Below are 11032 nucleotides of genomic sequence, written 5' to 3'. Positions count from 1 at the left end.
CTGGAACATCTTTATAAACAAACCATATAATGAGACAACAAATAGCAGCAGCCAACTGGAAAATGAACTTGACAATTGATCAGGCAGAAAACTTACTGGATGAGATCTTAAAAGTGCCGCACGATCTGCAGGCGCATCAAAAAGTAGTTTTTGCCGTTCCTTTTCCTTACCTGGTGCCGGCTCAAGATAAAGTATCGGACAAACGGAATTTTTTTACAGCCGCGCAAAACTGTTATACGCAGAGCCGCGGCGCTTTTACCGGTGAAACATCGGCAGAAATGCTGCAATCCATTGGTGTGGGATATGTGGTGCTGGGCCACTCCGAAAGGCGCGAATATTTTGCAGAATCCAATGCCATGCTCGAAGAAAAAGTGGCCATGGCATTAACTTACGGCTTAACGCCTATCTTCTGTTGCGGGGAGCCTTTACAGATAAGGGAATCGGGCACCCAAAACGGGTATGTAGAAAAACAATTGAAGGAAAGCCTTTTTAACCTGCATGAAGAGCAAATCCAAAAAGTGGTGATCGCCTACGAACCCATATGGGCAATAGGTACCGGCAAAACAGCCACTGCAGCACAAGCGCAGGAAATGCACGCGCATCTGCGCAAAGTACTTGCGGCGCAGTACGGCGATGTTGTTGCAAAAGAGACCCCGACCTTATACGGCGGCAGCGTAAAAGGCAGCAATGCAAAAGAGATCTTTGCCCAGCCCGATGTAGACGGCGGACTGGTAGGCGGAGCTTCACTGATCGCTGCGGATTTTACGCAGATCATTGATGCGCTGAAATAAGGCAGCTCCTAATCTACACCTAACAAATCACTGAACGCTCCTGTGAAATTTTCCATTCTGAAATAACTACAGGCAGCTCTTACCCTGTCGTTTGCCTCCGTTAAAATGTGTTTATCAGACAAGATAGAAGTGAAGATGGCTGGAAGGTCGCTTTCATTTTCATATTCCCAGTTACAGCCCGCGAACTGAGATGGCAATTGCAGCCCTTTGGGAATAATGGCAGGTTTCCCAAAATAGATCTGATCCGTTATAAAGCCGGGGGAGTGGGTTACCCCGTTTATTTCTGCTATGCCCCGCAGGCTGTTGGTATGCAAAATAACCGGGGCCCATATAATATCCGCCTGTTCGTAAAACGCTTCATATTCGTATTGCTCCAGCGGGTGTGTAAAGTAACTTAACCTAAAAGCATGCTTAACCGATAGTTGATACAATGCTTCGGTTATTTCCATCCCGTAAGGAGATCCTGCATTACCGGCAAGAACAATGTGAATGGGGGTAAATGCTGTTAGATCTTTGGCGTATGTGTTTAAAAAGCGAACAACCATTTGGTAATCCCTTCGTTTATGCTCCACCGTTCCCGGGATGACAATGGAAAAAATGCTTTGCAAAAGATCATGCTCACCAGGTGATTTATAAAAATTACCGGGAATAAAGCATACCTGCTTTCCCGGGAATTTTTTTTGAAAAACATTTACCATTGCCGGCGCCAGCACCCTGTAATGGCGAACAGTGCGGTATAATATTCGCTTTGCAGCCGTTTCGGAAATGTTGCGGATGTCTGTATATAAGCTGCTGCTATAGTCGTTAATGGAATGCAATGTTATGCTGATCTGCAGATGAAGGCACCTGCGCAAGTGCCAGGCAAACAGGAACATATTGTGTTCTAAAGTCCCTATATGCAAATGGGTATAGGATGACTCACGGAGATGTTTGAAAAAGCTCCTGATGAAAGGTCTGTTTTGTTCTTCGTTCCGGATGATCCAATTTAGCTTTAACGATAAGCGCAAAGGACTGAGTATATATTGAAGCTGCCGGCAGGAAGAAGCCGGGATAAAAATGGTAACTTCTGAAAAGTACCCTTCACTTAGTGTCAGCAGTGCAGACAGGTTTTCAATGTGTGTGGTTTCATATATAAGAAGTTTCTTTTGCAAGTTCCCGTTTTTTTAATATAAGCAGAAAAGAATAGTTTAAGTACCCTACTCAAACAGCTCCAGCCTCGTTTTAGGACGCCGGGCTTCTTCCCATTCAAAGTTTTTGAACCTTTGCCTTTCTTCCGGCACCGCATTTACGGGGTAAAATCCTCCTTTCACCTGGTACAGCCAGGTAATTTTATCCAATTCTTTTTTTACAAAGTAAAGATTGATCAGATCTGCCTGCGCATAGTTGGCGCCGGTATAAGCGCTGTCGTCATCCTGTAAATAATACAGGCTTTCGGCGCTCCCTTTTGCAAAAATATGATCAATGTCGCCATCCTTAAAAAAACCGTGGATGGTATTTCCTTTTAACTGGTTATAAAAGCTATCATTGCTTTTGCTGATGCTGAACGCATTTTCAAGTACTTCTATGTGATCGGGCTTTTTATTTTTGGTATACAGGTAAATGGTATCTCCCGTAATCTGGCTTTCTTTTGCCCAAACAACAGGATTGATGTGCAGTCGGAAAACAGAATCTCTTCCCGAAAAGAACATGCTGTCGCAAACCGCCTGCATCGAATCAGAAAATATACGTACGTGACGGAACGCCTGGAAAAAACGTACGCTGTCTATCCTGTCAATATCCCGTACCCGCATCCCTTTAACCGTATCCTTGTCTGCCGGTACTATTGTATGCATCGCCAGGCTGTCACTATCGTTCAGTGGCCGGATGTTTGCCGGCAGCGTGTCTTTTGCTTCTTCATGCAGGCTACCCGCCTGTTGAAGAGCCGTGTCTTTTGGCAACGGTGGTTTACGCCCGTTCAGTAATCCGGGCTTCTTTGCATCCGCAGCCTTTATCGGTTTTCTTAAAACTTTCGCTGCCGCATCGTTCATCACCTCCTCTTTCACTGTGGTATCGTACTGTGGAATACCGGTGATTGATGAATTAATATCTGAACTGTCGGCACGTAATTCACCGGCGTTTTTATCAATTGCTGCACTGGTATCTTTAATATATAAGGTATCTGATTTAATGCCCGAGTACAATGTGTCGCCTGTTATAAATATGGAATCATTATCCTGCTTAATGATCATGACCGGTTTTACGGTGGCAAGAACCGTTTTGCTGTCGCGGTTAAAGCGGCTCTTTTCCGACATCAGCGTTACCCCCTGTGCGGTATCAATATATACAACACGCCCTTCGGCAAAGCCTTCGCCGGTCGTTTTGTCGAAATTGATATTATCGGCAGTGATATATTGGGTGCTGTCTTCAATTACAGGACGCTTGCCGAAATTGGCAAGTCCTTTATTCATATCATAATAGCCGTCGGATGTTCGTATAACAGATTTACCATCGTTAATGGTGGTAGGAGAAACAAAAGTAGCAATTTGGGTATCCATGTTATACAAAAGCGTGTCCGTGGCCATCGTGTATTCGGGATCAACAAGACGCACATTTTCTTTGAAATAAGCATCTTTAGTGTCTGCATAATAGTAGCCTTCCTTACTGGTAAGGGTGGAAGTGGAGGTTATGATCTTACCGCCATCCAGGTAAGTGCCTGTTTTGGTATTAAGATCGTATTCGAGCGTTTCCGTTGTAAGCGTTGCCTTTCCGTCACTGAGCTTTACATTTTTTTTCAAATGCGCTATCCGCGTATTACCGTAATAAATGAGGTATTGCGAGTATACATTCACACTGTCGGCATCATTGATATGGATATTGCCAAATACTTCAATTATATTTTGCAGCTTATTCATTACAATACTGTCGCCATTAAAAAAAGTATTTTCCTGTTGAAGCATGGCATTTCCAACCAGTATCTGCAGTTCAATGCTGTCTTTTTTTTCAAATTTTAAAATATCGGAGCGGATAAGATGCACTTCTCTCGTGCTGTCTTTCGGTAAAGCGGGAGGATCGGAGGGGTTTGCAGCCGTTGGCTTTTGCTGTGCCCATGCGCAATGGGCGATCAGCAAAAAAAATACGGATAATACAATCCTCTTTCGTGTATTCATCTCCGTTTTTTGTCTTTACCTGGAACTTTGGTCAGCGAATCGGGGAGGGGCGTCATCAGCGGGTCCGATTTATCTCTTTTGCCAAATAATAATCCACCGGTATACCTGCGCGGATGTATCCTGAAATCCTGCAGCAAAACGTTAAGGCTGTTGGCAGTTGAACTAAGATTGTTATATAGTTTTTTATCATTCATCAGCAATCCCAAAGTGCCGTCATTGTTGTTTATTTTATTTAAAGTAGTGCCAAGCTCCGTTACTGCTGCATCTAATTTTGTTAAAGTCTGCTGAAGTTCCAGGCTGGCAAACTTGCCTGTGGTAGCATTGAGATTTGCAAAAATTTGTGTAATGGTATCATTGTTCTTTTTAAGGTTACCGGTAAAGGCGCTGGCATTCGATAATGTTTGAGCTAAGGCGCCGGTTTGGGTATTCAGCAAACTGTTCAGGTGAGCGGTAGATACGGCCAGGTTAGCAAAAATGGATTGAAAATTATGTTGGGTGCGGGGATCAAAAACGTTGCCGATCAGTTTTAATACGGAATCAAGCGTTTGAAGAGATGCATTTATCTTTACCATTGCAGGGTCGAGACTGCTTGTTACCTGGTCGAGCAAACCCAGGGTGGCATTGGTTGCCAGCGTATCTCCGTTCTTTATAAAAGTATCAGCATCCCCCAGATCTATATCTAATGTGGTATTACCCAATAAGCTGCCTGAAATGCGGGCAACAGAGTTTTTAGGGATATTTATGCTTTTGCTGAGATTTAAAGTAACCAGGATACCGCTCAGGTTTTTGTCTGTTTCCCTCATTTGGTATACCTTTCCCACCTGCAGTCCGTTGATCATTACAGAATTGGAAACAGACAATCCCTCTACGGTTTGAAAGATAGTATATACTTTAAAGCTTTTTTCAAATATGGGTTTCCCTTTTAAAAAGTTAAACCCGAGGATAAGCAATGTTATAGCAATCGCAGTTAAAGCACCTACCTTGGTTTCGTTAGAAATTTTCATTCCTTAATTTTTATGCCGGAAAAAGATTTACCAAAAAAGCCTTTGGTTGAACGATTGCAACCTTTCACTTATTATTCAAAATCAATAGTTTCGTAGCAAAAATAGGATATTCATACAAAGCAATGACATATCGCTTACCAAAGCTTAGCGATTCTGGTCATTCGAGGGTTTAGAACCGGTTGAGGAAAGCGATTGCTGGTCTGAGGATGCTTCCCTGTTCGACAGGTCTGCTGCGTTTCTCAAATTATCCAGTACGTTTTTAAAATTTACAACGGCCTTTACAATGGAATCGGCTGTTTCATTCTGTCCTTCTTCGCTGTTCAGGTAATCCTCCTCTTTTTTGTTGGTGATAAAGCCGGTCTCTATCAGCACGGCAGGCATATTGGTGGCCTGCAATACCCATATGCCTTTTTCGTTGCGTTGTAAAACCCCATCGCTTTTGCGACCAGATTTTTCAAATTCACCTTCAATCATGGAAGCCAGCCGCACACTGTTCTTGAAATATTTTTGCACCCACAACCTGCTGGCAATGGCACCTTCGGGTGTAGAAGGGTCGGGTATGCCCGTGAGCTCACCTTCTGATTCAAAGCGCTCGGATACGGCATCTGCCTTATGCACATCCCTGTCTGCAGCCCAAACGTATGTTCCGGTGCCGTAACGGGGATTGGGTGTGGTCCACCTTTTGTACACAGGCTGCTTTTTAGTATGCTTTTTTCTGTTGTTTCCCTTACCGGTATAATAAGTGCGGGTACGGTACCCCGTAACTTTTGAATGGCGGATAGGCGGAGCTGCATTTACATGTATACAAACAAACAGGTCGCCTTTATTCTCATTGGCAAAAGCTGCTTTCTCCCTTACGGGCTGGGTAATGTCGGTTGTACGGGTTTGGATTATTCTGGTATCAGGCAATTCCTTTTCCAGTAATGCCCCCACTTTTAAAGCAAGTTTTAACGTTATCTGGGCTTCGGTTGAATAACTGCCCCTGGCGCCCTGGTCGGCGCCACCATGTCCGGCGTCCACAATAATCGTTTTTATACGGCTTTTGGTTTGCGAAGAACAAACCAGGGAAATCAAAAAAGAAAAAAGAAAAAGGGGTACAACAATAATTTTTTTCCTCATGCCCTTGTTAAAATTTAATGGGGTTTAGTAATTCTGTTTCAATCTTCACGTTTTCTTACCCGTAATATGGCTACTTTTGTTGCCTGTGTATGTATGAAAAATAAATGTCGCAAATTTAAGCGAAATTACATATTTACCTTCACCTTACTGCTGCTTACTATTGCAATAACGTATAATGGAGGGGCAAAAAACCTTGATCCATCTGCTTTTGGCAATTATTTAACAGGCTTCGCAGATACCGTCCCCCGTGCAAAAGATACTGTTCCTCTTCCCGCTGCTGATACCCTTATTCAGGGAAACAATCCCGATTCTTTACTTTCCGATTCGGTCAGGGCTGTTAAGATAGATAGTTTTGACGTAAAAATATCCAAAGACTCCATTGATGCACCGGTTGAATATGAAGCAAAAGATTCAATGGTTTTAGACGTTGCTGCTCAAAAATTGTACCTCTACGGCGAAACGGATGTAAAATACAAGGACGTTAACCTTAAAGCGCCTGAAATCGTTTTTAACCAGCAAACCAATATGGTAAAGGCGAGGATGAAACTGGATACGGCCGGTAAAGTATTGGGGCAGGCCACGCTGGTACAGGGAGACATTACTACGGTAAGCGACAGCCTGGAATTTAACTTCAGAACACAAAAAGGGCTCACCCACAGCAGCTATTTTCAGCAAAATGAGTTGTATAACTATGCAGAGGTGGTAAAAAAAGTGGATCCTCAAACCATTTACGCTTTTAAAGGTCGTTTCACTACCTGTAATTTAGACACCCCGCATTTTGCCTTCCGGGCCAGGAAAATAAAGTACATCACCAAGAAAATGGCGGTTACCGGCCCGGTGGGCGTGGAGTTTGAAAACGTGCCTGTATTACCTGTTATATTGCCTTTTGGAATGTTTCCCATTCAGCAGGGACGTCATTCGGGTTTCCTGCCGCCGCAATTTACCGTAACAGGAGGCTTTGGGCTGGGATTGGAAGGGCTGGGGTATTATAAAGTGATCAGCGATAACTTTGACATTACTGCAAGGGCAGATATTTATTCTTACGGAAGCTGGCGGCTTAACCTAACGCCTACCTACCGCGTACGCTATAAGTATAACGGGTCACTGAATTTCAGCTACCAGAACACACACCTCGGATTTAAGGGGGACGCGGATTATGCAAAAAACAAGAGCTTCTTTTTAACCTGGAGCCATCGTATGGACAGCAAGGCAAGGCCCGGCGTAAACTTTTCGGCAAGTGTAAACGCAGGCTCAAGCTCTTATACCAAATATTTGCCAACCAATGCCATTATCAATCAAAGCAACGGTGCGGGAGGTGTGTATAGCCAACCGCAAAGTTTTGCCAACCAGCTAAGTTCTTCCATTTCTTACCAGAAATCATGGATAGGAAGGCCTTATAATCTTTCCGTTAACTTAAACCACAACCAAAACAACAACACCAGCATAGTTAATCTTAATCTTCCGGATATCAATTTCAATGTTAATACCATATACCCGTTGCAACCCCGGGAAATGGTGGGTTCCGGAAAATGGTACCATAAATTAGGCATCGGGTATACAGGCAGTGCACGCGGGCAAACCTCATTTGCTGACACTTCATTTACTTTTAAACAAATGATAGATACCTTTCAGTGGGGCGCCCAGCACAATATACCCATTTCACTGGCTTTACCGCAGGTTGGATCAATACAAATTTCTCCCGGCTTCAGCTACCAGGAAAGATGGTATTCGCAAAAGCTGTTCAGAACATGGAATGATCAAGCCAAAAAGGTTGACAGTTCCGTAAGCAAAGGCTTTTATACTGCTCGCGATATTTCCATGTCGGTATCTTTCAGCACCGCTATGTTTGGCACGCTGAATATGAAAGATAAGAATGCCAGACTACAGGCTATACGGCACGTAATGCGCCCGCAAATGAGCATAGGATATAAGCCCGATCTTTCTAAAGCCTATTACGTAAATACACAGTTTGACACCAGCGGCCGGAGAATGATGATGTCGCAGTACGCCGGCGGGGTATATGGTTCCTTCGGCTATGGCGAATCGGGAAGTATTGGATTTGGCATAGATAATTTTTTAGAGGCGAAAGTGAGGGATAAAGCCGACAGCACCAGTGAAGAAGGCGACGGGCTTAAAAAAGTAAAGCTGATTGATGGGTTTGGTATTACCGGGAGCTATAATCTTCTGGCAGATTCATTTAAGCTTTCCACATTTAACCTGTATGCACGCAGCACCCTGTTCGATAAGATCAATATTACAGCCAGTGCCAATATTGATCCTTATATGGTAGACAGTACGGGTTACAGGATAAATAAATACGTGTGGCAGGATAATAAAATTTCTCTGGGCCGCATAACCAATGGCAGTCTTTCGGTATCCACCAGCTTTAAGAGCAAGGAAAAAGATAAAGATAAAAAGCAAGAGAACGATGAGTTGCAGTACGACAATTATGATAACCTTACAGCCGACGAAATACAGCAACAAATGGATTACATTCGCAGGAATCCTTCTGAGTTTGTGGATTTCAATATTCCCTGGTCAATCAATCTTTCTTATTCACTTAGTTTCAGTAAGATACTCAGGCGCGACTATTCAGGATTTGATACCCAGTTCTCTTCCAGCGCACAATTCAACGGTGATTTCAGCTTAACCGAAAAATGGAAGATAGGAGCCAACGGCTACTTCGATTTTAAAACTTTAAAGATCCCATCCTTCTCCATGTTCATCTCGCGGGAAATGCACTGCTGGCAGATGTCCATCAACGTTACCCCTTTTGGCCCCTGGCGCTCATTCAATATTTCCATTTATCCAAAGTCGGGCATGCTGCGCGATCTGAGAATAAACCGCACACGCACTTTCAGGAATAATTAGCAGCATTGGATTTATAGTAATCGTGCATTATTTTAAATACTTTCTCTTTTAAGTTCGCTGCTGTATCACCCGGTTGTACCGGAACCGGAGCAAGGAAATCCATTCGCAGGGTAGCCGGCCACAGATAAAACGGGTTGCTGCTTCCCGGCAGTGCTTTTTTTGTATTGAACAGCAGGGCAGGTATAATGGGCTTGCCGGTATCTATGGCCAGCTTAAAAGCGCCATCATGAAAAGATTTTAAAGGCTCATTGGTTTTGTTGCGGGTTCCTTCGGGGTATATGCACATGTGCAATCCCTGTTCCAGCACAGCTTTCATCTTACCGAAACTTTCTTTGCGGCTGCGCTCATTTTTCCGGTCAACCAGTACAGAGCCTCGTGAATAGATCAACCCGAACAAAGGTATTTTGGCCAGTTCCGCTTTGGCAATGGTTTTATTCGGTCCAGGGATCTGTGGCGTGGTAACGGGTATATCCATGTAAGAATTGTGATTGCTCACTACAATATAGTTCTGCCCTTTTGCAAAATGTTCTTTGCCTTTTACAATGATCCTGCAGCCGATCATAAAAAGGAAAAATTCCATCCAGACCTTTGATATCCTGCGAAATATTTCAGTGCCGGCCGGCTCCTTTATATAATTGGTGAGCCATATGGGTATAACGGCGATGAGCAAAGTAATGCTGAATACTATAGCTCCCCAGAATGCCCATATGCGTCCTGATATATTTTTGATGGTGGTCATATTGTAGTTCGAAGTTTATGATCCGAAATACGAAGGAATACAGTAAATACCAAATAGCAAAATACAAGAACCAAATAAAAATTCAAATAATAAATTCAAATCCGAAAATGTAGCCGGTACCCAACGCAAGGGGAGTCAGACCGCATCTAAACGCAAAGCATCAAAAGACAAATCACAGGAACCAAATAAATTCCGAAGACTTAAGCTTGAAATCCGAAGGAAAGTACAACGATAAAAAAAAACTAAAAACCACAAACTTCCAAAATCCGAAGAAGGCTTTCGATCAGCTTTCAGCCATGAGCATGCACACCCTGAAACCTGTAACTTGCAACCTACCTCAAATCTTCCAGTCAACCGGATCTTTGCCCTGCTGCAGCAGCAGACTGTTGGTTTTTGAAAAATGCCTGCAGTTAAAAAAGCCTTTATCGGCAGAAAACGGAGAAGGGTGGGCGGCTTTTAATACATGATGTTTGGTTTCATCGATCAGCACCTGCTTTTCCTGGGCAAATCTGCCCCACAACAAGAAAACAATACCCGTTTTAAGCTCCGACACTTTTTGTATAACGGCATCTGTAAATACAGCCCATCCTATTTTGGAATGGCTGAACGGTTCATTTGCCCTTACCGTAAGGGCAGCGTTCAATAATAGCACACCCTGCTGAGCCCAGTGCGTAAGGTTTCCTTTGCGCAACGGCATTTGTATCCCGATATCCGATTGTATTTCCTTAAAAATATTGATAAGCGAGGGAGGGGGAGCAATACCATCCTGAACAGAAAAGCACAAACCATGTGCCTGGCCCGAGCCATGATAAGGGTCCTGTCCCAGCAATACCACTTTCACGTTATCAAACGGGGTTTGTTCAAATGCATTAAAGATCAGCGGGCCCGGCGGGTATATAATTTTACCGGCCATTTTTTCTGTTTTCAAAAAATGAACGATCTGCTCAAAATAAGGCTTTGTAAATTCATCTTTCAGTACCGCTTTCCAGCTTGGCTCAATTTTTACATCCATGATCTTGTAATTCAGTTTGGGTGCAAACTAAAAAAAATTATCTTTGCGAACCTAAAAAGGTCCGGTAGCTCAGCTGGATAGAGCATCAGCCTTCTAAGCTGAGGGTCATTGGTTCGAATCCAATCCGGATCACATTAGGGGCTGTCTCAAAAGGGCAGCCTCTTTTTTTGTGGGGAAAACAAAATGAGGGGGTAGGTTTTCCACACAAGAGCTGTATAAATAAATTGGATGTAATTCAATACAGTAAAGGGTTTTGCTTATATTTGGAATATAAATTACAGCTATGGCAAACCCTGTATTTAAAGATTATTCCCCCACCCAGGCCTTGCTTATTCCCCCTTCATTTGATG

At 43.4% G+C, this 11032-nt stretch carries 8 protein-coding genes and 1 tRNA gene; 3 read left to right on the top strand and 6 right to left on the bottom strand.

Features of this window, described 5'->3' with window-relative positions; translation table 11 throughout:
• The first annotated feature begins 29 nt into the window (after positions 1–29).
• The gene (tpiA, locus tag PLH26_RS15935; RefSeq protein ID WP_324587022.1) at positions 30–791 is read left to right on the top strand and encodes a triose-phosphate isomerase; all 762 of its coding nucleotides are present in this window, start codon (positions 30–32) and stop codon (positions 789–791) included.
• Positions 792–799: 8 nt separating this feature from the next.
• Here tpiA and PLH26_RS15930 read toward each other — a convergent pair whose 3' ends face one another.
• The 4 genes from PLH26_RS15930 to PLH26_RS15915 all read right to left on the bottom strand — a co-directional run bounded on the left by PLH26_RS15930 (position 800) and on the right by PLH26_RS15915 (position 6060).
• A complete protein-coding gene (locus tag PLH26_RS15930; RefSeq protein WP_324587021.1) occupies positions 800–1942 on the bottom strand; it encodes a glycosyltransferase family 4 protein in 1143 nt (380 codons plus the stop codon).
• A 45-nt stretch (positions 1943–1987) separates the two neighbouring features.
• The gene (locus tag PLH26_RS15925; protein WP_324587020.1) at positions 1988–3937 is read right to left on the bottom strand and encodes an OstA-like protein; all 1950 of its coding nucleotides are present in this window, start codon (positions 3935–3937) and stop codon (positions 1988–1990) included.
• On the bottom strand, positions 3934–4941 hold the full coding sequence (locus tag PLH26_RS15920; RefSeq protein WP_324587019.1) for an MlaD family protein: 1008 nt from the start codon (positions 4939–4941) through the stop codon (positions 3934–3936). Before PLH26_RS15920 ends, PLH26_RS15925 begins: the two co-directional genes overlap by 4 nt.
• Positions 4942–5085: 144 nt before the next feature.
• The gene (locus tag PLH26_RS15915; protein ID WP_324587018.1) at positions 5086–6060 is read right to left on the bottom strand and encodes an N-acetylmuramoyl-L-alanine amidase family protein; all 975 of its coding nucleotides are present in this window, start codon (positions 6058–6060) and stop codon (positions 5086–5088) included.
• A 93-nt stretch (positions 6061–6153) separates the two neighbouring features.
• Between PLH26_RS15915 and PLH26_RS15910 the strand changes: the two genes are divergently transcribed.
• Positions 6154–8931, top strand: coding sequence for a putative LPS assembly protein LptD (locus PLH26_RS15910; RefSeq protein WP_324587017.1), 2778 nt, complete (start codon positions 6154–6156; stop codon positions 8929–8931).
• Here the strand turns inward: PLH26_RS15910 and PLH26_RS15905 are convergent.
• Together PLH26_RS15905 and ung are read right to left on the bottom strand one after the other, a co-directional pair.
• Positions 8918–9670 (bottom strand): lysophospholipid acyltransferase family protein, encoded by a 753-nt coding sequence (locus tag PLH26_RS15905; RefSeq protein ID WP_324587016.1) that lies wholly within the window; start codon positions 9668–9670, stop codon positions 8918–8920. The two genes, PLH26_RS15910 and PLH26_RS15905, sit on opposite strands and share 14 nt — an antisense overlap.
• 337 nt (positions 9671–10007) lie before the next feature.
• Positions 10008–10682, bottom strand: a complete 675-nt coding sequence (ung, locus tag PLH26_RS15900; protein ID WP_324587015.1) for a uracil-DNA glycosylase — start codon at positions 10680–10682, stop codon at positions 10008–10010.
• A 58-nt stretch (positions 10683–10740) separates the two neighbouring features.
• Between ung and PLH26_RS15895 the strand changes: the two genes are divergently transcribed.
• Positions 10741–10814, top strand: a tRNA-Arg gene (locus PLH26_RS15895).
• The last annotated feature ends 218 nt before the right edge of the window (positions 10815–11032 follow it).

Source organism: Agriterribacter sp. (assembly GCF_035444585.1).
GTDB lineage: Bacteria > Bacteroidota > Bacteroidia > Chitinophagales > Chitinophagaceae > Agriterribacter.
This window is presented reverse-complemented; position numbering and strand designations above follow the sequence as displayed.

What these genes read in the sequence shown, in the direction of transcription:
- PLH26_RS15915 (WP_324587018.1), bottom strand. Translation starts at nt 6,060, where the DNA reads ATGAGGAAAAAAATTATTGTTGTACCCCTTTTTCTTTTTTCTTTTTTG.
- PLH26_RS15925 (WP_324587020.1), bottom strand. Translation starts at nt 3,937, where the DNA reads ATGAATACACGAAAGAGGATTGTATTATCCGTATTTTTTTTGCTGATC.
- PLH26_RS15905 (WP_324587016.1), bottom strand. Translation starts at nt 9,670, where the DNA reads ATGACCACCATCAAAAATATATCAGGACGCATATGGGCATTCTGGGGA.
- PLH26_RS15910 (WP_324587017.1), top strand. Translation starts at nt 6,154, where the DNA reads ATGAAAAATAAATGTCGCAAATTTAAGCGAAATTACATATTTACCTTC.
- PLH26_RS15920 (WP_324587019.1), bottom strand. Translation starts at nt 4,941, where the DNA reads ATGAAAATTTCTAACGAAACCAAGGTAGGTGCTTTAACTGCGATTGCT.
- tpiA (WP_324587022.1), top strand. Translation starts at nt 30, where the DNA reads ATGAGACAACAAATAGCAGCAGCCAACTGGAAAATGAACTTGACAATT.
- ung (WP_324587015.1), bottom strand. Translation starts at nt 10,682, where the DNA reads ATGGATGTAAAAATTGAGCCAAGCTGGAAAGCGGTACTGAAAGATGAA.